Source organism: Streptococcus rubneri (genome assembly GCF_004785935.1).
In the GTDB taxonomy this organism is placed as follows: Bacteria; Bacillota; Bacilli; order Lactobacillales; family Streptococcaceae; genus Streptococcus; species Streptococcus rubneri.
In genome coordinates, this window is the sequence record NZ_SRRP01000001.1 from 255,479 (window position 1) to 281,121 (window position 25,643).

The window sequence follows — 25,643 nt, forward strand, 5'->3', positions numbered from 1 at the left end:
ATGAAACGTATTGCTGTTTTAACCAGTGGTGGAGATGCCCCTGGAATGAATGCCGCTATCCGTGCAGTTGTTCGCCAAGCAATTTCTGAAGGAATGGAAGTATTTGGTATCTATAATGGATACGCTGGTATGGTTGCTGGTGATATCCATCAATTGGATGCTTCATCAGTTGGAGATATTATTTCTCGTGGTGGAACGATGCTTCATTCAGCTCGCTATCCTGAATTTGCTGAACGCGAAGGTCAATTAAAAGGGATCGAGCAGTTGAAGAAACATGGAATCGAAGGTGTCGTCGTTATCGGTGGTGATGGATCATACCACGGTGCGATGCGTTTGACAGAACATGGCTTCCCAGCTGTAGGACTTCCTGGGACAATTGATAATGATATCGTTGGTACAGATTTTACAATCGGATTTGATACAGCTGTTACAACTGTTATGGACGCGATTGATAAGATCCGCGATACATCATCTAGTCACCATCGTACTTTCGTTATCGAGGTAATGGGACGTCATGCCGGGGATATCGCCCTTTGGTCTGGGATTGCTTCTGGTGCGGATGAAATTATCATTCCAGAAGAAGACTTTGCTATCGAGGATGTCGTTGAAAGCATCAAGAAGGGCTACGAAAAAGGTCGTACACACAACATCATCGTCCTTGCTGAAGGTGTAATGTCTGCTGCTGAATTTGGTAAAGCTTTGAAAGATGCTGGAGATACAAGCGATCTTCGTGTAACTGAACTTGGACATATCCAACGTGGTGGTTCACCTACTGCGCGTGACCGTGTTCTTGCTTCACGTTTGGGTGCACATGCTGTTAAGTTGTTGAAAGCTGGTATCGGTGGTGTAGCTGTTGGTATCCGCAATGAACAAATGGTGGAAAACCCAATTCTTGGTAGTGCAGAAGAAGGTGCTCTCTTTAGCTTGACTGAAGACGGTAAAATCAAAGTGAACAACCCTCACAAGGCTGACTTGAACCTTGCAGAGTTGAACCGTAGCTTATCTTCTATTTAATAGTTATTTGTTAAAATTTGTCTAAAAAGACAGTGTATTTTAAAAGGAGTCATAGAAATCATGAACAAACGTGTAAAAATCGTTGCAACCTTAGGTCCTGCGGTAGAAATCCGTGGTGGTAAAAAATTTGGTGATGACGGATATTGGGGTGAAAAACTTGACGTTGAAGCTTCAGCACAAAACATCGCTAAATTGATTGAAGCAGGAGCTAACACTTTCCGTTTCAACTTCTCACACGGTGACCACCAAGAACAAGGTGAACGTATGGCAACTGTTAAACTTGCAGAAAAACTTGCAGGTAAAAAAGTTGGTTTCCTTCTTGATACTAAAGGACCAGAAATCCGTACTGAATTGTTCGAAGGTGAAGCTAAGGAGTATTCATACAAAACTGGTGAAAAAATCCGTGTTGCAACTAAACAAGGAATCAAATCAACTCGTGAAGTGATTGCTTTGAACGTTGCAGGTGCCCTTGATATCTACGATGACGTTGAAGTTGGTCGCCAAGTATTGGTTGACGATGGTAAATTGGGTCTTCGTGTTGTAGAAAAAGACGACGCAACTCGTGAATTCGTTTGTGAAGTTGAAAATGACGGTGTGATCGCTAAACAAAAAGGTGTGAACATCCCTAATACGAAAATTCCTTTCCCAGCTCTTGCTGAACGCGATAACGATGATATCCGTTTTGGTTTGGAACAAGGTATCAACTTCATCGCGATCTCATTCGTACGTACTGCAAAAGACGTGAACGAAGTTCGTGCCATCTGTGAAGAAACTGGTAACGGTCATGTTCAATTGTTCGCCAAGATCGAAAACCAACAAGGTATCGATAACTTGGATGAAATCATTGAAGCTGCTGATGGAATCATGATCGCTCGTGGTGACATGGGTATCGAAGTACCATTCGAAATGGTTCCAGTTTACCAAAAAATGATCATCACTAAAGTGAACGCAGCGGGTAAAGTTGTTATCACAGCAACAAACATGCTTGAAACAATGACTGAAAAACCACGTGCAACTCGTTCAGAAGTATCAGACGTATTTAACGCTGTTATCGACGGAACTGACGCAACTATGCTTTCAGGTGAGTCAGCAAATGGTAAATACCCACTTGAGTCAGTAACAACAATGGCTACAATTGACAAGAACGCACAAACTCTTCTTAACGAATACGGACGTTTGAACTCAGATACTTTCGAACGTAACTCTAAGACAGAAGTTATGGCTTCAGCTGTTAAAGACGCTACTAACTCAATGAATATCAAATTGGTTGTGACCCTTACTAAGACTGGTCACACAGCTCGTTTGATTTCTAAATACCGTCCAAATGCTGATATCTTGGCATTGACATTCGACGAATTGACAGAGCGTGGATTGATGTTGAACTGGGGTGTTATCCCAATGTTGACTGAAGCTCCATCATCAACTGATGATATGTTCGAAATCGCTGAACGTAAAGCAGTTGAAGCAGGTCTTGTAGAATCTGGTGACGATATCGTTATCGTTGCAGGTGTGCCACTTGGCGAAGCTGTTCGTACAAACACAATGCGTATCCGTACAGTCCGTTAATCTAACCAATAAAAAACGGCTCTTTGTCAACTGTTGTGGGTTGATGAAAAGTTACAACCTGGAGAGGACCAAATTGGTTCTCTCCTTTTTGATGTTCAAAGCAATTAGAATTCTAGTTTTAAAGTTGTCAAAGTTCCGGAAGCCAAAAGCATTTCGCTTGATGACTTTGATGAGGTTATTTGTGGCCTCAAGTTTTGCGTTTGAGTAGGGAAGTTCCAGTGCATTCATGATCTTGTCCTTATCTTTCAAAAAGGTCTTAAATACAGTTTGAAAAATAGGATTTACAGAAGAAATTGTTTCTTCAATAAGACTAAAGAAATGGTCCGTCTGTTTCTCTTGAAAATGAAAGAGTAGGAGTTGATAGAGATCATAGTGCTGTCTAAGTTCTTGAGAGTATGAAAGCAACTTTTCTAGAACCTCTTTATTGGCCAAGTGTGACCGAAAAATTGGTCGATAAAATCGTTTATCACTGAGTTTACGGCTATCCTGTTGAATGAGTTTCCAGTAACGTTTCAGTGCTTTATATTCGTGTGATCTTCGATCAAACTGATTCATAATTTGGATGCGTACGCGATTCATTGCTCGACTGAGATGCTGGACAATGTGAAAGCGATCAAGAACGATTTTAGCATTTGGAAAAAGTTTTCTGGCAATATCGTAGTAGGGACTAAACATGTCCATAGTAATGACTTTCACGCAACTTCTCACTTGTTTAGAATAACGAAGGAAATGATTGCGAATAGTTGCTTGAGTCCGTCCATCTAGGATAGCCACGATCTTTCTTGTATCGTAGTCCTGTGCAATAAAGCTCATCTTACCTTTCTTGAAGCCGTACTCATCCCAGTTCATATGTTCTGGAAGGTAGTTAAGGTTAGTCTTAAATTTAAATTTATGTAACTGACGAATAACTGTTGAAGTAGAGACGGATAAACTTTCGGCTATGCTAGTCATAGGGACTTTCTCAATCAATTTTTGAGTGATTTTCTGTTTGACGATGGTTGCGATCTGGTGATTCTTCTTGACTAAGGAGGTTTCTGAAACTGCCATTTTCCCGCAGACTTTACAACGAAAACGTCGTTTTCTCAATCGAATGAGAGTCTTGTAGCCCGCACACTCTAGATAGGGAATTTTGGATTCTTTTTGGAAGTCATATTTAGCCATTTGTCCATGACAGCTGTGACACTTAGGTGTAGGGTAATCTAGCTTAGCGATGATTTCTTTATGTGTTCCAGAATCCAGATAATCCAAGATTATGATGTTCTTGTCTTTAATTCCGAGTATGTTTGTGATAAAATTTAATTGTTCCATAAGATTCTTTCTAATGATGGTTTGGTCACTTTTCATTATAGGTCTTATGGGGCTTTTTTTCTACAACAAAATAGACTCCATAATTCCTATGGTGGTTTTACCCACTACAGAAATTATAGAGCCTAAAAAACCTTGTTTTCTAAGTTTAAAGCTTGGAGACAAGGTTTTTCTTTTTAGAGCAAGTTTCTGACAATTTGGGAATGTGGGCCTTTTTTATTGTCTAATAAAATGGTATAATGGAATGAGCTGAAAGGGGGGATAGGAATGTCAAAAAGGGATTTGATTCGGAATATTATCGTACTTGGAATACTGGGGCTGATACTGATTACCTTGCGCGTCTTTGTGTTTCAACCATTGTGGGTATCTGATCAAATGGCCAATGCCTCCGTTAAGAAAGATGATTTAGTAGTAGCGACTAAAAAGGGGAAAATTGATCGAACGGACTTGGTCCTTTATCATGTAAAAGAGAAACAATATCTTGGACGTGTCATTGCGATAGAGAGCGATGAGGTCAGCTATGTGGATGATGTCTTTTATCTGAATGGTGTAGCTACAGCAGAGCCGTATTTGGACAAGATGAAGACCAAACATTTGGCTGCCCCAAGTGGCGATTATTTTACCAATGATTTTTTCTCTAGAGAACTCAAGGGAACCAAGGCTGGAAAAGTACCTAGTAATAGTTACTTAGTCCTAAATGATGATCGCAACAATACCAAAGACAGTCGTGAATTTGGTTATATTCAAGCAGATCAGATTGAGGGTGTTGTCGATTTCAGATTGTATCCTCTCAATAAATTTGGTTTTATTAAAGAAGAAGAATAGTCCGGAAGGACTATTTTTTCTTACAAAAAGCTACTGCAGAAAGGAATTGCAGTAGCTTTTTGTTCTGGTTAGATTGAGGGAGAGGAATCTATTTTTCCTGTTTACTAGTGATTTGGTGAAAGACCTTTTGCCAGTGTTCATGGCGACGCCAGAGACTGGTATGGATCTGGTTATTTAACTCATAGCGAATCAATTTGGTCTTTTGACTGATGGATTCGATTTCGAAATTCTTAAAAGGAATCTGATGCTCTTCTTGCAAACGAACGAGATCCTCTTTGTGGCTTTCTTGACCGAATTCATTAATGAGGGTGAAGTTGTCTGCTAGGAGGGTTGAATATTCCTGCTGAGCCTGCAAGCGTTCTTCATAAGTTTTTAATTTGAGAAGGACATTGTCCAGGATCTCATCTTCTGGGATGGAACTTGGCTCCACATGCACATCGATGTCAAAGACACCAAATTGTTCTTTGAGAAGGCGCTCGACCTCTTCGGTAATGGCATGACTCTCATAAACAGAAAGGTCAGGATTCATTTCGATGACAACATCTAGGTAGATATTGCTTCCGTAGGTCCGTCCCCGTTGGGATTTCACTCGGCTGACTTTGGGCAATTCTAGAATGGCAGCCTTGTATTTATCAAGAAGACTTTCATCAAATCCATCTGAGAGGCTGAAGGAGGATTCAATGAAAATGTCGTAGGCAGTTTTTAGGATAAAGAAGGTAATAACGATGGCCACTAATTGGTCCACAATCGGATAGTTGAGAGCACTAGCTCCAATCGCAACAGAGGTTCCTAAAGAAGTGACCACGTCAGACAGGTTATCTTTAGCAGCAGCATTGAGGGCCTTGGATTGGGCTTTCTTGGCTAAAGTGCGGTTATGAAGATAGACTGCAAACATGACAAGGGCTGACCCAACTCCAACAATGGCTCCTAAAGGATCAATAACAGTTGTTTCCCTGCTGAGGATTTTTTGAACCGTATCTCGTAGGACATCAAAGCCCACATAAAACATGATGATGGAAGTTACCAGGCTAGCTAGATCTTCAATCTTCCAATGACCAAATCTGTGGTCGCGGTCAGCTGGCTGGCGGGCCATGCGAATGCCAATGAGAAGGGCGACATTACTGATAATATCTGATAAGTTATTAAAACCATCAGCAACCAAACTAGAGGAGTGAAGGAGGTGTCCGGTTGCTAACTTAGCAGCGGATAAGAGCAGGTAGGCCACAATACTAATTAGGGCTCCACGTTCGGCTAGTTTTAAATTACTTTGTGACTTTTCCACGAGTCCCTCCTTACTTTTCATTTTTTATTTCATTCGTTTCCTCGTTTTCCTTTGATAAAGAAAAACGTATCTTCTTAAAGATTCATTATAGACTTTTTACGCTTAAAATTCAAATGAAGCCGACCATTTTCTCAAGGAGAAAGAGGCAAATTGTGGTATAATAGAACGATTGAATGAACGAGGAGTATGAGATGAATCCTTTATTGAATGGTATGAATGACCGCCAAGCGGAGGCGGTCCAAACGACAGAAGGTCCCCTCTTGATCATGGCGGGGGCGGGTTCTGGTAAGACACGTGTCTTGACCCATCGGATTGCTTACTTGATTGATGAAAAAATGGTCAATCCTTGGAATATTTTGGCCATTACCTTTACCAATAAAGCCGCTCGGGAGATGAAAGAGCGGGCTTATCAGCTAAATCCGGCGACTCAAGACTGCTTGATCGCCACCTTCCACTCCATGTGTGTGCGCATCCTTCGCCGCGATGCGGATCACATTGGTTACAATCGTAACTTTACCATTGTCGATCCAGGTGAGCAACGGACCTTAATGAAGCGGATCTTGAAGTCCTTGAATTTGGATCCTAAGAAATGGAATGAACGGACCATTTTGGGGACCATTTCCAATGCCAAGAATGACCTAATCGATGAAGTGGCTTATGCCGCCCAAGCGGGGGATATGTACACCCAGATCGTCGCCAAGTGCTATGAGGCTTACCAAAAGGAACTCCGTCAGTCAGAAGCGGTGGACTTTGATGATTTGATCATGTTGACCTTGCGTCTCTTTGACCAGCATCCTGATGTGCTGACCTATTACCAGCAGAAGTTCCAATACATCCATGTAGATGAGTACCAAGATACCAACCATGCCCAATACCAATTGGTCAAACTCTTGGCTTCTCGCTTTAAAAATATCTGTGTTGTTGGGGATGCTGACCAGTCTATTTATGGCTGGCGGGGAGCAGACATGCAAAATATTCTCGACTTTGAAAAGGATTATCCCGATGCCAAGGTCGTCTTGTTAGAGGAAAATTATCGCTCCACTAAAACCATCCTACAAGCAGCTAACGATGTGATCAAAAATAATCGGAACCGCCGTCCGAAGAATCTTTGGACCCAAAATGCTGACGGTGAAGAGATTGTTTATTACCGGGCCAATGATGAGCAGGATGAAGCGGTCTTTGTTGCCAAAACCATTGAAGAGCTCAGTCGCGAAGCTGGCTATAAGCATCGTGATTTTGCGGTTCTCTACCGGACCAATGCCCAGTCACGGACCATTGAAGAAGCACTGCTCAAGTCCAATATTCCCTATACCATGGTAGGGGGCACCAAGTTCTACAGCCGGAAGGAAATTCGAGATGTTATTGCTTATCTAAACTTGATTGCTAATCTCAGTGACAATATCAGTTTTGAGCGGATTATCAATGAACCCAAGCGGGGAATTGGTCCGGGTACGGTGGATAAAATTCGTGATTTTGCCCAAATGCAAGGGACCTCACTTCTGGATGCTTCAGCCAATATCATGCTCTCTGGCATTAAAGGAAAAGCAGCCCAAGCCATCTGGGACTTTGCCAATCTCATTCTTGATTTGAGAGAAAAATTGGACCAGATGACCATTACAGAGTTGGTCGAAGAAGTCCTTGACAAGACAGGCTATATGACGGCCCTAACCAATCAGGGAAATCTGGAAAGTCAGGCCCGCATTGAGAATATCCAAGAGTTCCTATCTGTTACCAAGAATTTTGATGAAAATGGCGATTCTGTTGAAGACGAATCAGGTGTGGACACCTTGAGTCGTTTCTTGAACGACTTAGCCTTGATTGCCGATACAGACGATGGAGCGCAAGAGACTTCAGAAGTCACCTTGATGACCCTTCACGCGGCCAAAGGTTTGGAATTCCCAGTGGTCTTCTTGATTGGGATGGAAGAAAATGTCTTTCCACTTAGTCGTGCGGCTGAGGATCCAGATGAGTTAGAAGAAGAGCGTCGCTTGGCTTATGTAGGGATCACGCGGGCAGAGAAGGTTCTTTTCCTAACCAATGCCAACTCTCGTTTGCTCTTTGGGCGGACCAGCTACAACCGTCCGACGCGCTTTATCAATGAAATTAGCTCAGATTTGTTAACCTACCAAGGATTAGCGCGTCCGGCCAACACTAGCTTTAAGGCTTCTTATAGCAATGGTAGCGGAACGACCTTTGGAAAAGGCATGAGTCTGTCACAAGCCCTTCAAGAGCGCAAGAGACAAGCAGCTCCAAGTACCCTCACATCATCAAGCCTCCCCTTTGGCAATAGCAACCGTTCTAGTGCCAAAGAGAGCGTCGCTTGGTCTATTGGCGACATTGCCCTTCACAAGAAGTGGGGAGAAGGAACTGTGCTTGAAGTCTCTGGTAGTGGCAATACCCAAGAGCTTAAGATTAACTTCCCAGAAGTGGGTCTTAAGAAGCTCTTGGCCAGTGTCGCTCCGATTGAGAAGAAATAAACTGAAACCAGTAAGCCTAGCTTGCTGGTTTTGCCTTTTATAAAACTTCCCTAAGGTGAGGACGGACGGTAGTGACTCCCTTTAGGATTTCATACCTTAGATTTGAGCCCTCCGTCTCAAATCTACCGAGAGAGTGGGACAGAAATCGGTAATTCGTTAGAATTCGATTTCGTCGTCCCACCTCCGCACAGTTGAGTAGGGCTGTAAAAGCTGATAAAATCAGCGTAGTAGAGCCCACTCAACCACTGCGTCTTGCTCGATAATCCAAAGACAATTGAGAGGCTAGGACTTTTGTCCCAGCCTCTTTTCTCACGCCGGGAAGTTTTAATGGTCATCGTTCTGTTTTCTCAAATCCTCTCATTTACTTTATTCACTGTCATAAACTAGGGAAATAGTAGGAGCAAGGGTCGTTTGCTGGTTTTGATTTTATTGGTGGCATGATATAATATATTAAGAATAGAGAAAGAGGCAGGCTATGAACGAAATCAAGTGCCCCAACTGTGGGGAAGTTTTTACAGTTAATGAAAGTCAATACAGCGAACTCTTGTCACAGGTTCGGACAGCGGAGTTTGACAAGGAAATTCATGAGCGGATTCGGCAAGAGCTGGCTTTAGCAGAGCAAAAGGCCCTTAATGAGCAGCAAGAGAAGTTAGCCAAGAAGGACCAAGAAATTGCCCAGTTACAAAACCAGATTCAACAGTTTGATACCGAAAAAGAATTGGCGAAAAAGGAAGTAGAGCAAACGGCTAGCCAAAGTCTGCTAGAGAAAGAAAAAGAAGTTCAACAACTTGAGAATCAGTTGGCGACCTTACGCTTGGAGCATGAAAACCAACTGCAAAAGACACTATCTAATCTAGAGAAAGAAAGAGACCAGGTCAAAAATCAGCTCCTTCTACAAGAAAAAGAAAACGAGCTTTCTCTTGCTTCGGTGAAACAAAACTATGAGGCCCAGCTTAAGGCGGCCAATGAGCAGGTTGAGTTCTACAAGAACTTCAAGGCCCAACAATCAACCAAGGCTATTGGGGAAAGTCTGGAGCAGTATGCGGAGAGTGAATTTAACAAGGTTCGTAGCTTTGCCTTCCCTAATGCCTATTTCGAAAAGGACAACAAGGTTTCTGCTCGTGGGTCTAAAGGAGACTTTATCTTCCGAGATTTTGATGAAAATGGGCTAGAATTCATTTCCATCATGTTTGAGATGAAAAATGAAGCTGACGGGACTGAAAAGAAGCATAAGAATGCCGATTTTTACAAGGAGTTGGACAAGGATCGTCGAGAAAAGAACTGTGAGTATGCTGTTTTGGTAAGTATGATTGAAGCAGATAATGACTACTTCAATACAGGGATTGTCGATGTTAGCCACGAGTATGAGAAGATGTACGTCGTTCGTCCTCAGTTCTTTATCCAGTTGATTGGGCTCTTACGTAATGCGGCTCTTAACTCTCTAAAATATAAGCAAGAACTAGCACTTATCCGTGAGCAAAATATTGACATCACCCACTTTGAAGAAGACCTAGACGCCTTCAAGGTTGCCTTTGCTAAAAACTACAATTCAGCATCTATCAACTTCGGTAAGGCTATTGACGAAATCGACAAGGCCATCAAAAGGATGGAAGAAGTCAAGAAATTCTTGACCACATCAGAAAACCAACTTCGCCTTGCAAACAATAAGTTGGATGATGTTTCTGTTAAAAAATTGACTCGGAAGAATCCGACCATGAAGGCTAAGTTTGATGCTTTGAAGGGGGAATAGTTTTTGTACTCAGCTAAGAACGCTACCTTGTCCATGAATGGGAAAACCATGGACTATGTGACATTTGGTACAGGCAAGCGGCCTTTAATAATCATACCAGGCTTGGGGGATGGACTACAGACGGTTAAAGGAAAGGCCCAGCTCTTTTCCCTCTCTTATCGTCTACTTGCTAAGCGCTATAAAATATATGTTTTTTCTCGAATCAATGAGTTGAGGCAGGGCTATACGACACGGGATATGGCAGCAGATGTAGCAGAAGCAATGGAGACACTAAACCTAGATGCCGCCTATGTTATGGGGATTTCACAAGGTGGAATGATTGCTCAATGGCTAGCTGTAGATTTTCCAGAAAGGGTTCAAAGGCTCATCCTAGCTGTGACAACAGCGAAGCCTAGTCAACTTGCTAGAGAACGAATTGAGCATTGGCAAAAACTCAGTCAATCTGGAAATTTTAAGCATCTCATGCTGGATATTGCACAGCACTCCTACACGCAAAAGAGCTATCAAAAGTGGCGGTTGCTTTATAATATCATGGGTCGATTGGGGCGAATCAAAGATGAGAAACGAATTTCCATTCAGTCTCAGTCTTGCCTCACTCACGATAGCCTTGGGGTCTTAAAAGAAATTCAATGTCCGACCCTGATCCTTGGTGCCCTTGAAGATGATGTAATCGGTGTGAAGGGATCCAAGGAACTGGCAAAAGCGATTTCGGATTGTCAGCTCCTTATTCTTAAGCATTCAGGTCATGCTCTGTATGAAGAAAATAAAGCATTTCAAGAGGCTGTCTGTGGATTTTTACATTAAAAAACGCTGGAAAAATTTTTCCAGCGTTTTTATGCTAGTTAAATCGCAAAGAGATCGTTTAGGTTTTCTGCCATGGTTGGGTGGGTAAAGATTTGTTTTGCGATGTAAGTATAAGGAATCTTGTTGTCCATCGCCATGGTGATCAGGTTGATGAGTTCGCCTGCAGCTTCTCCAAAGAGAGTCGCTCCAAGGATTTCTTTGGTTTCTGGGTTGACCACGGCTTTGAAGGCCCCTCGGAGGTCTGCGTTGACATGTCCGCGAGGCATGGCAGCAACTGGCAATTCTTTAACAGCAACTGGAAGTCCTTTGTCACGAGCTTCTTGCTCAGTCAAGCCAACTTGGGCCAGTGGAGGAGCAATAAAGAGTGTCGTCGCATAGTTTCCGCGTGTTTCTAGATTATAGCTACCATCGCCTGTTAGGTAGTTGAAGACAATGCGGAAGTCATCGAGTGACATGTAAGTGAACTGAGGACCACCATTGACATCCCCAACTGCAAAGACACCAGGGACGCTGGTTTCCAAATGACGGTTGACTTGAATCGCTCCACGATCAGTGACTTGAATATCTGTATTTTCAAGACCAAGTCCAGCTATGTTTGGCTTACGTCCTGTTGCGTAGAGAAGGACATCAAACTCGAAGTCTCCCTTATCCGTTACAAGGGTTAAGCTATCTTCACCATCTTTGATTTCTTGGGTATGAACGCCTTGCAAGAATTGAATACCATCTTCTTCAAGGTAGCCTTTTGCAAGAGCTGCAATGCTTGGCTCGATTCGTGGCAAGAATGTTTCAGAAGCGTCCAGCACTGTTACTTTGCTACCCAAGGTATTGTAGAGATGAGCAAATTCCAATCCGATAGGTCCACCTCCAAGGACACCCAGGCGTTTAGGTAGGTTTTCCAAACGTTGAATACCGGTTGAATCCACTGCAAATTTACTTTCAGCCAGTCCAGGGATTGGAAGAATAGTTGGCACAGCACCAGTATTAATAATAATGGTTTCAGCTGTCAATTCTTCCTTTTCATCTCCAGCTTGAATTTCGATGACCTTGTTGGAAAGGAAACGAGCTGTTGCATCGATAATGTCTACACCCGTTCCAGCAATAGTTGCATAGTTCTTGCCATTGAGACGAGTGGTGACTGCATTTTTCTCATTCATGGCTTGCTCAAAATCCAAGCCTTTTTCTGCTGCAACAATTAAGGTCTTGGTGGGAATACAAGCGATATTGATACAAGTACCACCATACATAGACTTACTCTTTTCAATCAGAGCAACTTTTTTTCCTTGGCTTGATAATTTCGCTGCAAGTGTTTTACCAGCTTTACCAAATCCAATAACAATAACATCATACATTAACATATGTTACACCTTCTTTCGGTTTCTATTGTATCAAACCCATTTTAAAAAGTCTGAAATCTGCTACGGGATTATGTAGAAGCTAACAGGAAACAGGAAACAGGAATCAGGGACAAGAAGTCTCTTTTCATGGTATAATAAAGGGTCGGTGGCTCTGGTGGTCACACAATCAGTTAGAAAGAGCAAATCAGATGGACGGAATTATTAATATAAAAAAAGAAGCGGGCATGACTTCGCATGATGTGGTCTTTAAACTGCGAAAAATCCTAGGTACCAAGAAGATTGGCCATGGGGGAACGTTGGATCCTGATGTGGTGGGAGTGCTTCCGATTGCAGTTGGCAAGGCGACCCGGATGGTCGAATTCATGCAAGATGAAGGCAAGGTCTATGAAGGAGAAATCACTCTGGGATTTTCTACCACAACGGAGGATGCCAGTGGGGAAATCGTCGAGAGGACCCCAGTGGAAGCACCTTTAGATGCAACAGAGGTCGATCGCATGATTGCCCAGATGGTGGGAGAAATTGAGCAGGTACCGCCTATGTACTCAGCAGTCAAGGTCAATGGACGTAAGCTCTATGAATATGCGCGGGCAGGAGAAGAAGTGGAACGGCCTGTCCGACAGGTAACTATTTATGACTTTACGCGTACCAGTGAGATTGGCTACGAGGAAGGACTAGCCCGTTTTCGCTTCCGGGTCAAATGTAGCAAAGGGACGTATATCCGGACCTTATCTGTGGACCTTGGTCAAAAACTGAGTTATGCAGCCCATATGTCTCATCTGACCAGAACTAGTGCCGCTGGTTTGTCACTAGAAGATGCCCTGACCTTGGAAGAAGTGGCTGAAAAAGTAGCACAAGGAGATTTGAGCTTCCTTCATCCACTTGAAATTGGAATAGGGGATCTGGAAAAAGTAGAGCTGACAGCAGAAGAGGTCGGCGAAGTCCAAGTGGGACGCTTTATTCCAGTTGAGAGTGAAGCCAGAGAGTTGGCTGCTTTTTACCATGGAAGATTGGTGGCTATTTTAGAAAAACGGGATAATCTCTACAAACCTCGTAAAGTTTTTCTAATAGAAAGTGTGATACAATAAATTCATGAAAATTCGTTATATAAGCAATGAAAAAGAAATACAATCACAAGGGGATACAGTCGTGGTCTTGGGCTATTTTGATGGTCTCCACCGAGGCCATCAAGAACTCTTTCGGACGGCTCGCAGGATTGCCGATGAGCAAGGACTTGTTGTAGCTGTCTTGACCTTCCCGGAATCTCCTAAGTTGGCCTTTTGCCGTTACCAACCAGAATTACTCCTTCATCTCCAAAATCCAGAGGAGCGATTGAAACGAATGGAGGAATTTGGAGTTGATGAGCTGTATCTGATAGATTTTACCAGTGATTTTGCGGCTCATACAGCAGAAGAATTTGTTGCTAGTTATCTGACAGCTCTTCGAGCTCGTGTCATAGTTGCAGGTTTTGATTATAGCTTTGGAAGTGATAAAAAAGAGGCGGCTGATTTAGCGTCCTATTTTGATGGTCAAGTGCGAGTGATACCACCTGTCCTGGATCAAGGGGAAAAAATTAGTTCGACTCGTATTCGCCAGGCTATTGCATCTGGTCAGGTGAAAGAAGCGACGAATCTCTTAGGATATCCTTTGTCCAGTCGAGGGATTGTCGTACATGGGGATGCGCGTGGGCGAACTATTGGCTTTCCAACGGCCAATCTAGCTCCAGTGGATCGGACCTATCTTCCTCAAGATGGTGTTTACGTAGTAGAAGTAGAGGTAATGGGGAAACGATATCGAGGGATGGCTTCCGTTGGGAAAAACTCGACCTTCGATGGGACAGAACTTCGATTTGAGGCCAATCTCTTTGATTTTACGAAAGATATATATGGATATACTATCCGGATTTTTTGGTTGGATAAGATTCGAGAAATGGTAAAATTTGATAGTGTACCAGCCCTAATTGACCAACTTCATCAAGATGAAAAAATTGCCCGTAAGTGGATGAAATCATGATTATTGTAAATTCTCCCTTTAGGGGAGAATTTTATTCTTTTAAATACAAAAATCGCTTTTCAAGCGTCCAATATTTTTGTATAATATAGTTAGGTAAGTGTATACAAAAAGAAGTGAAGATCATGATTACATTATTTTTATCTCCGAGTTGTACATCATGTCGGAAAGCACGGGCTTGGCTAGAAAAGCATGAAGTTCCTTTCAAAGAACATAATATTATGACAAGTCCCTTGTCTTATGATGAGTTGCGTAATATTTTGGCCCTGACTGAAAATGGAACAGACGACATTATTTCAACTCGTTCAAAAATTTTTCAGAAACTAAATGTAGATGTAGAGGATTTATCGATTTCTGCTTTGATTAAGCTCATTGAAGAAAATCCTAGTCTTTTGCGTCGCCCAATTATTCTTGATCAAAAGCGTATGCAAATCGGCTTCAATGAGGATGAAATCCGAGCATTTCTACCTCGATGCTATCGTAAAGAAGAATTAAAATCTGCTACATTAAGGGCGGAGATCCAGTAAAATGAATAAGAATTATAGTTACCCACTCGATTTATCGTGGAGCACTGAAGAGCTTGCTTCGGTGCTTTCTTTTTTTAATCAGGTAGAACAAGCTTATGAGCAAAAGGCGAATGCCCGAACCTACCTAGAAGCTTACAAGGCCTTTAAGAAAGTTGTCCCAAGTATTGGCGAAGAAAAACGTTTGGGCAAAGAGTTTGAAGAGGTCAGTGGCTACTCTCTCTACCGAGCTACAAAAGTAGCCAAAGAAAAAGGGGAAGGATGGTTTTCGATTGATCAATAAATTAGAATTTGCTAAGACCATTGTCAGAGAAGCAGGAAGCTATCTAAGAGAACACTTACATGACCAGCTAGCGATTACTGTCAAAACAAATCCGACGGATTTGGTGACTCAGATGGATCAGGAAGTGCAAGCAACCTTGGTCCGCAAGATTTTAGAAGCTTATCCAGAAGATCAAATTTTTGCTGAAGAAGATGAGCTTCGTGCCCCTATTCGATCAGGAAAGGTCTGGGTCATTGACCCCATTGATGGGACCAATAATTTTGTGACTCAAAAAGAAGATTTTGCTGTTATGGTTGCCTATTTTGAAGAGGGTCTTGGCCGGTTTGGTTTGATCTATGATGTCATGCGGGATCATCTCTTTTTTGGCGGAAAGGAATTTGGAGTTTTTTGTAACGACCGTCGCCTACAAAGCTTCCAAGATCGTCCCCTGAGTGATTTATTAGTGGCCTCCAATGTAGGTATGCTCAAGACCAATGCTTGGGGTATGGCGGATTTGGGGGCAGAATGCTTAGGGATTCGGGTCTATGGGAGTGCCGGTATCAGTTTTACCAAGATCCTATCCGGTGGTATTTTAGGCTACTTCAGCTATATCTGGCCTTGGGATTATGCGGCTGCAGCTATTATGGGAGAGTGCCTAGGATACTCAGTCTTGACCTTGGAAGGGAAAGAACCTAACTATGAGACCTTGGAGCCTATCATGATGGTCCCAACTTGTAAACTAGATGAGATTCAGCCTTTTTTGACGAAAGGAAAAGACGCATGACCTTTCCTCAAGGATTTAAAGAAAAGTATACCCAATTACTTGGAGAAGAGGCCAAGGCCTTCTTTCAAACCTTTGATGAACCAGCCGTTTCTGCCTATCGAACCAATCCGTTAAAGGCGGAGCAAATCAGAGGTAATGAGCCTATTCCAGGTATGCCTTGGAGTTACTATGGCAAGGTGTCGGGGAAATCCGTTGCCCATGTCACAGGTCTGGTCTACTCGCAAGAACCCGCTGCCCAAATGGTGGCTCAAGTAGCACATCCAAGTCCAGGTATGAAGGTCTTGGATCTTGCGGCAGCACCTGGTGGGAAGACGACCCACTTACTCTCTTATTTAGACAATCAAGGTCTCCTCATTTCTAATGAAATTCACAAGGGTCGCTCCAAGATTCTGGTCGAGAATGTCGAACGTTTTGGGGCTCGTAACGTCGTGGTGACCAATGAATCCGCCGAGCGTTTGGCCAAGGTTTTTCCAGCCTATTTTGATCTGATTGTTTTGGATGCTCCGTGTTCTGGTGAAGGAATGTTCCGGAAGCAACCAGATGCCATGGACTACTGGCACCCAGATTATCCAGCTCAATGTGCTGGTCTTCAAAGAGAAATTTTAACAGATGCTATCAAGATGCTGGCACCAGGTGGACAGCTAGTTTATTCGACCTGTACCTGGGCACCGGAAGAGAATGAAGAGATTGTCTCTTGGCTCATAGAAGAATATGAGTTGGAATTGCTACCGATTGAAAAAATCAATGGCATGGTAGAGGGGATCGGTTATCCTGAAACAGCCCGGATGTATCCCCATCGTTTCAAAGGGGAAGGGCAATTTGTTGCTAAATTCCTTTATAAGGGAGAGCCTGAAGTTAAGAAGATCAAGGAAGGACGTTCCAATCTAACGGCTGAGCAGAAGAAGCTGTGGCAAGCTTTTGCCAAGGATTGTTTAGCCATTGATTTAGAGGGTCTCTACCAGTGTTTTGGAGATCAGCTTTATCTCTTACCTGTTGGTCTCCCTGATTTGAAAAAGGTCAAGATTGCTCGCAATGGCTTGCACCTTGGAACCTTTAAGAAAAATCGCTTTGAACCTAGCTTTGCTTTGGGCCTAGCTCTGAAACCAGATCAAGTGAAGAAATCGGTCAGCTTGTCGGATCCAGACTTTATGAAGTACGTGGCTGGAGAGACTATTCAGCTAGATCAAGACTACCCAAATGGTTGGTATCAGGTCCTGGCTGGAGGCAATGGTTTAGGTTTTGCAAAAGTGACTGGACGGACCTTAAAAAATTTCTTTCCAAAAGGTTTGAGATTTAGATAAATTATTAGGAAATGCCGTCTTTCTATGTTATAGTGGAAATAGAGTGATTCTTGCTAGAATACTAGAAGATAACAAGTGTTTAGAGATAAGATTTAAACGATATTTGATTATGATTCAAGGAGACTTACATTGAATAAATGCAAAAAGCTAGTCCTTGGGCTAGCAACAGTAGCACTTGCAGCTTCTCTTTCTGCCTGTGCGTCTTGGATTGACCGTGGAGAAGCGATTACAGCTGTTGGATCAACAGCCCTACAACCGCTCGTTGAAGGGGTGGTAGATCGTTATATTGAAGAGCATCCCGGTAAGATTGTCAATGTCCAAGGGGGTGGATCTGGTACAGGTCTTTCTCAGGTCCAATCAGGAGCTGTCGACATTGGAAATAGTGACCTCTTTGCAGAGGAAAAAGATGGCATCGATGCTTCTAGCTTGGTGGATCATCAAGTAGCAGTAGCAGGAACAGCCATCATTGCGAACAAGGGGATTTCCGTAGACGATTTAACTACTGAACAATTGCGTAAGATTTTTACTGGTGAATATACCAACTGGAAGCAATTGGGTGGTGAGGACTTGGAAATTACCATTGTGAACCGGGCAGTAGGATCTGGTAGCCGTGCTGTATTTGATGACATCATTATGGACGGCAAAGATCCTAAACAGGCTCAGGAACAGGATTCCAATGGAATGGTGAAGAACATTGTTTCCCAGACTCCAGGTGCCATTTCTTATCTGGCCTTTACCTACGTGGATGATAGTGTCAAAACCATGAAGTTAAATGGCTATGAACCAACTAAGGAAAACGTAGTGAATAATAACTGGCCAATTTGGTCCTATGAACACATGTATACCAAGGGAGAGCCAAGTAAATTGGCTAAGAAATTCTTGGATTACATGATGACAGATGAGGTCCAGCAAGAAATCGTTGGTAAGATGGGCTATATCCCAATCAATGATATGAAAGTCAGCCGTGATCTTGACGGTAACATTACGAAGAAATAAGAAGAATTAGGTAAAACATGAACGAAGTAGCAAAAAAAATGCTCGCAAAGTCCAATAATTCTCGTTTGGAAAAATTTGGTAAAACCATTACTTTCTGCTGTATGAGTTTGATTGTCTTTGTTGTAGCTTTGATTTTGATTTTTGTAGCCCAAAAGGGATTATCGACTTTCTTTGTCAACAAGGTCAATGTCTTTAGTTTCCTTTTCGGATCCACATGGAATCCATCTGGGAAAGAATTTGGGGCTTTGCCAATGATCTTGGGTTCCTTCATTGTAACCCTTTTGTCTGCCTTGGTGGCGACACCTTTTGCCATCGGTGCGGCAGTCTTTATGACAGAAGTTTCACCAAAGGGAGCTCGTCTCTTACAACCAGCTATTGAATTGTTGGTAGGGATCCCTTCTGTTGTTTATGGATTTATTGGTTTGCAAGTGGTGGTTCCATTTGTTCGTTCCATCTTTGGTGGGACAGGGTTTGGGATCTTGTCAGGGGTCTTTGTCCTCTTTGTCATGATACTTCCAACTGTGACCTTTATGACAACAGACAGCTTACGGGCAGTACCTCGTCACTATCGGGAAGCAAGTATGGCTATGGGAGCGACTCGTTGGCAAACGATTTGGCATGTCACCTTAAAGGCGGCTCGCTCAGGTATTTTTACGGCAGTTGTCTTTGGAATGGCCCGTGCCTTCGGTGAAGCCTTGGCTATTCAGATGGTGGTCGGAAACTCAGCGGTTGTTCCAAATTCTTTAACAACTCCAGCTTCCACCTTAACCTCTATTTTGACTATGGGAATCGGAAATACGGTTATGGGAACAGTTAACAACAACGTTCTTTGGTCACTTGCCTTGGTGCTCTTGCTGATGAGTTTGGCATTCAACAGCGTTATCAAATTGATCACGAAAGAAAGAGGTAAGAAGAACTATGCACGCTAAAAAAATAGATAAGATAGCGACAGGAATTCTCTATGCTATTGCTGGAATTATTGTTACGATTCTTGCTTCTTTGATTCTCTACATCCTGGTTAGAGGGTTGCCGCATGTGTCTTGGACCTTTTTGACCAGCAAATCTTCTTCTTACCAAGCAGGTGGAGGGATTGGGATTCAGCTCTATAATTCCTTCTTCCTTTTAGTCATTACTTTGATTATCTCCTTCCCACTTTCTTTGGGGGCAGGGATCTACTTGTCAGAGTATGCCAAGAAGGGCCCATTGACCAACTTGGTTCGGACCTGTATTGAGATCTTGTCTTCTCTCCCATCGGTCGTAGTCGGTCTCTTTGGCTACTTGGTCTTTGTAGTGCAGTTTCAATATGGCTTCTCAATTATTTCAGGGGCCTTGGCCTTGACGGTCTTTAACCTGCCACAAATGACGCGAAACATTGAAGATAGCTTGCAAAACATCCACCATACACAGAGAGAAGCTGGGCTTGCGCTTGGAATCTCTCGTTGGGAAACCGTGATACACGTAGTGGTACCAGAAGCCTTGCCAAGTATTATTACGGGTGTCGTATTAGCTTCTGGGCGGATCTTTGGGGAAGCAGCGGCCTTGATTTATACAGCTGGTCAGTCTGCCCCAGCCTTGGATTGGAGCAACTGGAACCTCTTCAGTGTGACCAGTCCGATCTCCATTTTCCGTCAAGCGGAAACTCTAGCAGTCCACATTTGGAAGGTTAATAGTGAAGGAACCATTCCCGATGCGATTGAAGTATCCGCTGGATCGGCTGCAGTCTTGTTGATCTTTATTTTGATTTTCAACTTTGGAGCCCGTAAGCTAGGGACTTACCTCCATAAGAAATTAACCTCAGCATAAAAGGAGAAGAAATGTCAAAGTACAATTGGGATGAGAAACATATCATTACTTTTCCTGAAGAAAAAGTGGTCCTTTCGACCAAAGACTTGCATGTCTACTATGGATCAAACGAATCCATCAAAGGTGTGGATATGCAATTTGAGAAGAATAAAATCACAGCTTTGATCGGTCCTTCTGGATCTGGAAAGTCCACCTATCTTAGAAGTTTGAACCGGATGAACGATACCATTGATATTGCGCGTGTGACTGGGGAGATCTGGTACGAAGGGATCGATGTTAACCGGCCAGATATTAATGTCTATGAAATGAGAAAGCATATCGGGATGGTCTTCCAACGTCCAAACCCATTTGCCAAGTCCATTTACCGCAATATCACCTTCCCACACGAGCGGGCAGGTGTCAAAGACAAGAAGGTCTTGGACGAAATCGTCGAAAAATCTTTGAAGCAAGCTGCCCTCTGGGATCAGGTCAAGGATGATTTGCACAAGTCTGCATTGACCCTCTCTGGTGGTCAACAGCAACGCCTCTGTATCGCTCGAGCTATCTCTGTCAAACCGAAGATTTTGCTCATGGATGAGCCAGCTTCAGCCTTAGACCCTATCGCAACAGCCCAGTTGGAAGAAACCATGCTGGAGTTGAAGAAGGATTACACCATTATTATCGTGACCCACAGCATGCAACAGGCTGCTCGTGCTAGCGATTATACAGGATTCTTCTATCTAGGCGATTTAATTGAGTATGATAAAACAGCCAATATTTTCCAAAATGCAAAACTCCAATCAACCAACGATTATGTATCTGGTCACTTTGGATAGGAATTGGTAACATAGAAACAACATAAGGATGAAAACATGACAGAACCAATTTTGCAAGTCAAGGACTTGTCGGTTTATTACAATAAGAAAAAGGCACTGAATAGTGTGTCACTGGATTTCACCCCTAAAGAAATCACGGCTTTAATCGGACCGTCTGGATCAGGGAAGTCTACCTTGCTCAAAGCCATCAACCGGATGGGAGATTTGAACCATGAGGTGACAACAACAGGAACCGTCATTTACAATGGTCACAATATCTATAGTCCTCGGACAGATACAGTAGAACTTCGTAAGGAAATTGGAATGGTTTTCCAACAGCCCAACCCTTTCCCCATGTCTATCTATGACAATGTCACCTATGGACTCATGATTAATGGAATCAAGGACAAGCAAGTCTTGGATGAAGCAGTCGAAACCTCTTTGAAAAACGCTTCTATTTGGGATGAGGTCAAGGATCGCCTTCATGATTCAGCAATCGGGCTTTCAGGGGGGCAACAACAACGGGTTTGTGTGGCGCGTGTCCTAGCAACTAGTCCAAAGATTATCCTCCTGGACGAGCCAACCTCAGCCTTGGACCCGATTTCTGCTGGAAAGATTGAAGAAACGCTTTATGGGTTGAAGGATCGTTACACCATGCTTTTGGTGACCCGGTCTATGCAACAAGCCAGTCGGATTTCGGATAAGACAGCCTTTTTCTTGGATGGGGACCTCATCGAGTATGATGACACCTCAAAAATCTTCTTGAACCCTGCTCGTAAGGAAACAGAAGATTATGTATCAGGGAAGTTTGGATAAGAAAGGGAAAGTAAATGTTACGTGTACAATTTGAAGAAGATTTAGAAAAACTTCATAACCAGTTTTATGCTATGGGAAATGAAGTCTTGACCCAGATCAACCGCACGGTTCGAGCTTTTGTCACTCATGATCGTGATCTGGCACGTCAGGTGATTGAAGATGATGCTGAGATTAATGAATATGAAGTGAAGTTGGAGCGCAAATCCTTTGAGATGATTGCCCTTCAACAACCGGTTTCTCAGGACCTTCGGATGGTCATGACAGTCTTAAAAGCAGTATCTGACATCGAGCGGATGGGAGACCATGCGGTATCTATCGCTCGAGCAACCATCCGTATGAAGGGAGAACTTCGTAGTAAGGTTGTAGAGGAAGAAATCAGCAAAATGGGTCGAGAAGTCAAAGACTTTGTTAAAGCAACCTTGGAACTCTACTTAAAAGGGGATGTAGAAACAGCCTATGAAGTAGCAACTCGTGATGAAAAAATTAATGAGTACTATGATCGTATTCAAGAGTTGGCAACGGAAGAAATCAAGCATAATCCTGACTTGATTATTACTGGACGTGATTACTTCCAAGTCATCAACTACTTGGAGCGTATTGGTGATTATGCTAAAAATATCTGTGAGTGGGTTGTCTACTTCGAAACAGGAAAAATTGTGGAATTATAAGAAAATAAAGTCTGAGGTCATGATCTCAGACTTTATTTTTTTATAGATCTGGTTTTGCCCCCTCTTACCTTACAGTTAGTAGGATTTATGTTAGAATAGAAGATGATAAAAAATGAAGAAGGAGTTACTCATGCAAGCAGTTGCACATTTTATTGATACATTTGTACCTGAGCACTATGATCTATTCTTAGATTTAAACCGCTCAGACAAAACTTTCTCAGGGAAAGTGACCATTAGCGGAGAAGCAAAAGAGACTCGCATCTCTCTTCACCAAAAGGATTTGACCATCGAATCGGCTCAAGTAGATGGGCAAGATTGTGCCTTTACAGTCAATGATGAGGAAGAAGCGGTCTTTGTCGAAGTTCCTACTACAGGAAAAGTAAACCTTACCCTTACATATACAGGGAAGATTACGGATAATATGACAGGGATTTATCCGTCTTATTACACAGTAGATGGTGTTAAAAAGGAAGTAATCTCTACTCAATTTGAAAGTCACTTTGCTCGTGAAGCCTTCCCAAGTGTAGATGAACCAGAAGCCAAAGCGACCTTTGATTTGGCTGTGAAATTTGACCAAGAAGAGGGAGAAATCGTTCTTTCTAATATGCCTGAAATCGATGTCGAAAGTCGGAAAGAAACAGGTATTTGGAAGTTTGATACGACTCCTCGTATGTCTTCTTATCTCTTGGCCTTTGCGGCTGGAGATTTGCAGGGTGTGACAGCTAAGACCAAGAATGGAACCCTAGTCGGTGTCTACTCTACCAAAGCTCACCCATTAGAAAACTTAGACTTCTCATTAGATATTGCCGTTCGTGCCATCGAATTCTACGAGGACTATTATGGAGTGGCTTACCCAATCCCTCAATCCCTTCATATTGCGCTTCCAGACTTCTCTTCAGGTGCGATGGAAAACTGGGGCTTGGTAACCTATCGTGAAGTCTACCTCCTTGTAGATGAGAACTCGACAGCCCAAAGCCGTCAAACAGTAGCCTTGGTCGTAGCTCACGAATTGGCTCACCAATGGTTTGGTAACCTCGTGACCATGAAGTGGTGGGATGACCTCTGGTTGAATGAAAGCTTCGCCAATATGATGGAATATGTCTGCTTGGATGCCATCGAACCAAGCTGGAATATCTTTGAAGACTTCCAAACAACAGGTGTACCTGCTGCCTTGAAACGTGATGCTACAGATGGCGTTCAATCCGTCCATGTAGAAGTGAAACACCCAGACGAGATCAACACCCTCTTTGACCCAGCGATCGTTTACGCCAAGGGTAGCCGGCTCATGCACATGCTTCGCCGTTGGTTAGGCGATGATGCCTTCCGTAAAGGTTTGAAGATCTACTTTGAAAAACACCAATATGGAAATACCATTGGGCAAGATCTTTGGGAGGCCTTGGGTCAAGCTTCTGGTCGTGATGTTGCAGCCTTTATGGATTCTTGGTTGGAGCAACCAGGATACCCTGTTGTCTCAGCTTCTGTAGAGAACGACACCTTGATCATCCGTCAAGAGCAGTTCTTCATCGGAGAAAGAGAAGAAAAAGGCCGTAAGTGGGTTGTTCCATTGAATAGCAACTGGACAGGTATTCCAGATACCTTGGAAACAGAAGTCTTAGAAATTCCAAACTATAGTGCCTTGAAAGCAGCTAATACCGGAGCTCTTCGCTTCAATACAGAAAATACGGCTCATTATATCAGTGACTACCGTGGGGAATTGTTAGAGGACATTCTTGCTGACCTTGCTAGCTTAGATAGCACTTCGAAATTGCAAGTGGTTCAAGAACGCCGTCTCTTAGCGGAAAGCGGTCAAATTTCTTATGCAAGCCTCTTGCCAGTGATTGAACACTTGACAGAAGAAAGTTCCTACTTGGTTGTTTCAGCTGTTTCGAGCGTCTTAGCCGGAATCAGTCTCTTTGTGGATGAGGGAACTGAAACAGAAGCAGCCTTCCATGAGTTGTTGAAACGTTTGAACCGTTATAACTTTGAACGCTTGGGTCTGGAGGCTAAGCCTGGTGAAACAGAAGAAGACGAAAAAGTTCGTCAGCTTATGATTGCTAACATGATCAAGGCCAATGACGAAGCTGCACAAGCACAAGCGAGCGCTATCTTTGAAGCGCATGCCTCTGATTTGGAAAAACTTCCAGCTGCCATTCGTTTGCAAATCTTGGTCAACCAAATCAAGCATCAGGAAACCAAGGAGCTTAGCCAGCAATACCTAGATACCTATGTGAAGACAGTGGATGGAAACTTTAAACGCCAATTGGCAGCAGCTCTTTCTTACACCAAGGATGTGGAAACCTTGGAAGCTCTATTGAAGGAGTGGAAGAACAAGGATGTGGTGAAACCTCAGGACTTGGCTATGAGCTGGTACTACAACTTCTTGCATGATGACTTTACCCAAGGTAGAACCTGGACTTGGGCGCGTGAGAACTGGGACTGGATCAAGAAGGCACTCGGTGGTGATATGAGCTTTGATAAGTTTGTCATCTACCCAGCTAACTGTTTCAAGACCCATGAACGATTGAATGAATACAAGGCCTTCTTTGAACCACAATTGGATGATATGGCGATCAGCCGTAATATCAAGATGGGAATCAAAGAAATCGCAGCTCGTATCGATCTTATTGAGCGGGAGAAAGCAGCTGTTGAAGCAGCCCTTCTAGCAACAAAATAAAAAAAGCTCCTAGAGAGTGCTATGCAGATCTGCAAGCCTCTCTAAGAGTTTTTTATTTTTCTTTTTTGAAATAAGGGAGATGTTTGAGATTGCGATAGAGAATAACCGCGAAAATCGTTGTCAACATCATCTTAATCAAATCTGGTAATACAAAAGGTAGGATGACCAGTTTTACGGTGAGATCCAAACTCTGGTGGGTAATGAGCATAAAACCTAAGGCCCCCCCAATAAAGAGGACGACTTCCCCTAAGGCGTTAGCAAGGAAAATACGAATGGGCTGTCCCTTTTTGCCAGCGAGGATGGAAGTAACCAAAGCTCGAAGAGGAAAGAAGAAAAGGAATCCGGCAGTGGGACCGTAGAAGGAACTTAAACCTCCATGACCACCCGCAAAGACGGGAAGGCCAATGGCACCTAAGAGGAGGTAAATGACAACGGAAAGGGTGGCTTCTTTTGGACGGTAGATGCTGGCGATCAATCCAATCGCTAAAGTCTGAAGCGTGATAGGAATGGGTCCAAGTGGGATTGTAAAAGGGGATAGGGCAGCAATCAAAGCTGCTCCAAGAGCAATTAATGTCATTGATTCTATTTTTTTCAAAACAGTAAACCTCACTTTGTTTTTATGGTAACTATTCTACA

The 25,643-nt window shown here is 43.1% G+C and carries 23 protein-coding genes; 19 read left to right on the forward strand and 4 right to left on the reverse strand.

Annotated elements, in window-relative coordinates; all coding sequences use genetic code 11:
* Both pfkA and pyk read left to right on the forward strand, forming a co-directional pair.
* A complete protein-coding gene (pfkA, locus tag E5S68_RS01395) occupies positions 1-1,014 on the forward strand; it encodes a 6-phosphofructokinase (RefSeq protein WP_125335411.1) in 1,014 nt (337 codons plus the stop codon).
* Between the two features lie 60 nt (positions 1,015-1,074).
* The gene (gene pyk / locus E5S68_RS01400; protein WP_125335414.1) at positions 1,075-2,580 is read left to right on the forward strand and encodes a pyruvate kinase; all 1,506 of its coding nucleotides are present in this window, start codon (positions 1,075-1,077) and stop codon (positions 2,578-2,580) included.
* Positions 2,581-2,631: 51 nt separating this feature from the next.
* Here the strand turns inward: pyk and E5S68_RS01405 are convergent, their stop codons facing one another.
* Positions 2,632-3,888: an ISL3 family transposase gene (locus tag E5S68_RS01405; protein WP_135782046.1), complete on the reverse strand. Its 1,257-nt coding sequence runs from the start codon at positions 3,886-3,888 to the stop codon at positions 2,632-2,634.
* A 264-nt stretch (positions 3,889-4,152) separates the two neighbouring features.
* On the opposite strand from E5S68_RS01405, the gene lepB reads away from it, so the two are divergent.
* Positions 4,153-4,710 (forward strand): signal peptidase I, encoded by a 558-nt coding sequence (gene lepB / locus E5S68_RS01410; RefSeq protein ID WP_135782047.1) that lies wholly within the window; start codon positions 4,153-4,155, stop codon positions 4,708-4,710.
* An 88-nt stretch (positions 4,711-4,798) separates the two neighbouring features.
* Here lepB and E5S68_RS01415 read toward each other — a convergent pair whose 3' ends face one another.
* Positions 4,799-5,992: a cation diffusion facilitator family transporter gene (locus tag E5S68_RS01415; RefSeq protein ID WP_125335418.1), complete on the reverse strand. Its 1,194-nt coding sequence runs from the start codon at positions 5,990-5,992 to the stop codon at positions 4,799-4,801.
* A 191-nt stretch (positions 5,993-6,183) separates the two neighbouring features.
* On the opposite strand from E5S68_RS01415, the gene pcrA reads away from it, so the two are divergent.
* The 3 genes from pcrA (at position 6,184) to E5S68_RS01435 (ending at position 11,023) form a co-directional block, all read left to right on the forward strand.
* Positions 6,184-8,469 carry a DNA helicase PcrA gene (gene pcrA / locus E5S68_RS01420; RefSeq protein ID WP_135782048.1) on the forward strand — a complete coding sequence of 762 codons (2,286 nt, stop codon included), beginning with the start codon at positions 6,184-6,186 and terminating at the stop codon, positions 8,467-8,469.
* Between the two features lie 475 nt (positions 8,470-8,944).
* The gene (locus E5S68_RS01430) at positions 8,945-10,219 is read left to right on the forward strand and encodes a DUF2130 domain-containing protein (protein WP_135782049.1); all 1,275 of its coding nucleotides are present in this window, start codon (positions 8,945-8,947) and stop codon (positions 10,217-10,219) included.
* Positions 10,220-10,252: 33 nt separating this feature from the next.
* A complete protein-coding gene (locus E5S68_RS01435; RefSeq protein ID WP_167470849.1) occupies positions 10,253-11,023 on the forward strand; it encodes an alpha/beta fold hydrolase in 771 nt (256 codons plus the stop codon).
* A gap of 38 nt (positions 11,024-11,061) precedes the next feature.
* Here the strand turns inward: E5S68_RS01435 and E5S68_RS01440 are convergent, their stop codons facing one another.
* A complete protein-coding gene (locus E5S68_RS01440; RefSeq protein ID WP_135782051.1) occupies positions 11,062-12,378 on the reverse strand; it encodes an FAD-containing oxidoreductase in 1,317 nt (438 codons plus the stop codon).
* Between the two features lie 188 nt (positions 12,379-12,566).
* On the opposite strand from E5S68_RS01440, the gene truB reads away from it, so the two are divergent.
* The 13 genes from truB (at position 12,567) to E5S68_RS01505 (ending at position 25,007) form a co-directional block, all read left to right on the forward strand.
* Positions 12,567-13,463, forward strand: a complete 897-nt coding sequence (gene truB / locus E5S68_RS01445) for a tRNA pseudouridine(55) synthase TruB (protein WP_135782052.1) — start codon at positions 12,567-12,569, stop codon at positions 13,461-13,463.
* Positions 13,464-13,467: 4 nt separating this feature from the next.
* Positions 13,468-14,388 carry a bifunctional riboflavin kinase/FAD synthetase gene (locus E5S68_RS01450; RefSeq protein WP_135782053.1) on the forward strand — a complete coding sequence of 307 codons (921 nt, stop codon included), beginning with the start codon at positions 13,468-13,470 and terminating at the stop codon, positions 14,386-14,388.
* Between the two features lie 122 nt (positions 14,389-14,510).
* Positions 14,511-14,912, forward strand: coding sequence for a Spx/MgsR family RNA polymerase-binding regulatory protein (locus E5S68_RS01455; RefSeq protein WP_135782054.1), 402 nt, complete (start codon positions 14,511-14,513; stop codon positions 14,910-14,912).
* Between the two features lies 1 nt (position 14,913).
* The gene (locus E5S68_RS01460) at positions 14,914-15,192 is read left to right on the forward strand and encodes a UPF0223 family protein (protein WP_135782055.1); all 279 of its coding nucleotides are present in this window, start codon (positions 14,914-14,916) and stop codon (positions 15,190-15,192) included.
* A complete protein-coding gene (locus E5S68_RS01465; protein ID WP_135782056.1) occupies positions 15,182-15,955 on the forward strand; it encodes an inositol monophosphatase family protein in 774 nt (257 codons plus the stop codon). Before E5S68_RS01460 ends, E5S68_RS01465 begins: the two co-directional genes overlap by 11 nt.
* Complete coding sequence (locus E5S68_RS01470; protein ID WP_135782057.1) at positions 15,952-17,256, forward strand: RsmF rRNA methyltransferase first C-terminal domain-containing protein; 1,305 nt, start codon at positions 15,952-15,954, stop codon at positions 17,254-17,256. The genes E5S68_RS01465 and E5S68_RS01470 overlap by 4 nt, the downstream gene beginning before the upstream one ends.
* A gap of 129 nt (positions 17,257-17,385) precedes the next feature.
* A complete protein-coding gene (locus E5S68_RS01475; protein WP_126404056.1) occupies positions 17,386-18,252 on the forward strand; it encodes a phosphate ABC transporter substrate-binding protein PstS family protein in 867 nt (288 codons plus the stop codon).
* A 17-nt stretch (positions 18,253-18,269) separates the two neighbouring features.
* Entirely contained in the window at positions 18,270-19,181 is a 912-nt protein-coding gene (gene pstC, locus E5S68_RS01480) for a phosphate ABC transporter permease subunit PstC (protein WP_048717261.1), read from the forward strand.
* A complete protein-coding gene (gene pstA / locus E5S68_RS01485) occupies positions 19,171-20,055 on the forward strand; it encodes a phosphate ABC transporter permease PstA (protein ID WP_135782058.1) in 885 nt (294 codons plus the stop codon). The genes pstC and pstA overlap by 11 nt, the downstream gene beginning before the upstream one ends.
* 11 nt (positions 20,056-20,066) lie before the next feature.
* A complete protein-coding gene (gene pstB / locus E5S68_RS01490) occupies positions 20,067-20,870 on the forward strand; it encodes a phosphate ABC transporter ATP-binding protein PstB (RefSeq protein WP_135782059.1) in 804 nt (267 codons plus the stop codon).
* A 36-nt stretch (positions 20,871-20,906) separates the two neighbouring features.
* A complete protein-coding gene (gene pstB, locus E5S68_RS01495) occupies positions 20,907-21,665 on the forward strand; it encodes a phosphate ABC transporter ATP-binding protein PstB (protein WP_135782060.1) in 759 nt (252 codons plus the stop codon).
* Positions 21,666-21,679: 14 nt separating this feature from the next.
* Positions 21,680-22,333, forward strand: a complete 654-nt coding sequence (gene phoU, locus E5S68_RS01500; protein WP_135782061.1) for a phosphate signaling complex protein PhoU — start codon at positions 21,680-21,682, stop codon at positions 22,331-22,333.
* A gap of 130 nt (positions 22,334-22,463) precedes the next feature.
* Positions 22,464-25,007, forward strand: coding sequence for a M1 family metallopeptidase (locus E5S68_RS01505; protein ID WP_135782062.1), 2,544 nt, complete (start codon positions 22,464-22,466; stop codon positions 25,005-25,007).
* Positions 25,008-25,059: 52 nt separating this feature from the next.
* Here the strand turns inward: E5S68_RS01505 and E5S68_RS01510 are convergent, their stop codons facing one another.
* A complete protein-coding gene (locus E5S68_RS01510; RefSeq protein WP_135782063.1) occupies positions 25,060-25,602 on the reverse strand; it encodes a biotin transporter BioY in 543 nt (180 codons plus the stop codon).
* Positions 25,603-25,643: the final 41 nt, after the last annotated feature.

Excerpts from the sequence above, each read along its gene's own strand:
- pyk (WP_125335414.1), top strand. The coding sequence starts at position 1,075 with ATGAACAAACGTGTAAAAATCGTTGCAACCTTAGGTCCTGCGGTAGAA.
- phoU (WP_135782061.1), top strand. The coding sequence starts at position 21,680 with ATGTTACGTGTACAATTTGAAGAAGATTTAGAAAAACTTCATAACCAG.
- pfkA (WP_125335411.1), top strand. The coding sequence starts at position 1 with ATGAAACGTATTGCTGTTTTAACCAGTGGTGGAGATGCCCCTGGAATG.
- E5S68_RS01405 (WP_135782046.1), bottom strand. The coding sequence starts at position 3,888 with ATGGAACAATTAAATTTTATCACAAACATACTCGGAATTAAAGACAAG.
- E5S68_RS01430 (WP_135782049.1), top strand. The coding sequence starts at position 8,945 with ATGAACGAAATCAAGTGCCCCAACTGTGGGGAAGTTTTTACAGTTAAT.
- pstA (WP_135782058.1), top strand. The coding sequence starts at position 19,171 with ATGCACGCTAAAAAAATAGATAAGATAGCGACAGGAATTCTCTATGCT.
- E5S68_RS01460 (WP_135782055.1), top strand. The coding sequence starts at position 14,914 with ATGAATAAGAATTATAGTTACCCACTCGATTTATCGTGGAGCACTGAA.
- E5S68_RS01505 (WP_135782062.1), top strand. The coding sequence starts at position 22,464 with ATGCAAGCAGTTGCACATTTTATTGATACATTTGTACCTGAGCACTAT.
- E5S68_RS01440 (WP_135782051.1), bottom strand. The coding sequence starts at position 12,378 with ATGTTAATGTATGATGTTATTGTTATTGGATTTGGTAAAGCTGGTAAA.
- pstC (WP_048717261.1), top strand. The coding sequence starts at position 18,270 with ATGAACGAAGTAGCAAAAAAAATGCTCGCAAAGTCCAATAATTCTCGT.
- lepB (WP_135782047.1), top strand. The coding sequence starts at position 4,153 with ATGTCAAAAAGGGATTTGATTCGGAATATTATCGTACTTGGAATACTG.
- truB (WP_135782052.1), top strand. The coding sequence starts at position 12,567 with ATGGACGGAATTATTAATATAAAAAAAGAAGCGGGCATGACTTCGCAT.
- pstB (WP_135782059.1), top strand. The coding sequence starts at position 20,067 with ATGTCAAAGTACAATTGGGATGAGAAACATATCATTACTTTTCCTGAA.
- E5S68_RS01435 (WP_167470849.1), top strand. The coding sequence starts at position 10,253 with ATGAATGGGAAAACCATGGACTATGTGACATTTGGTACAGGCAAGCGG.
- E5S68_RS01470 (WP_135782057.1), top strand. The coding sequence starts at position 15,952 with ATGACCTTTCCTCAAGGATTTAAAGAAAAGTATACCCAATTACTTGGA.
- pcrA (WP_135782048.1), top strand. The coding sequence starts at position 6,184 with ATGAATCCTTTATTGAATGGTATGAATGACCGCCAAGCGGAGGCGGTC.
- E5S68_RS01450 (WP_135782053.1), top strand. The coding sequence starts at position 13,468 with ATGAAAATTCGTTATATAAGCAATGAAAAAGAAATACAATCACAAGGG.
- E5S68_RS01455 (WP_135782054.1), top strand. The coding sequence starts at position 14,511 with ATGATTACATTATTTTTATCTCCGAGTTGTACATCATGTCGGAAAGCA.
- pstB (WP_135782060.1), top strand. The coding sequence starts at position 20,907 with ATGACAGAACCAATTTTGCAAGTCAAGGACTTGTCGGTTTATTACAAT.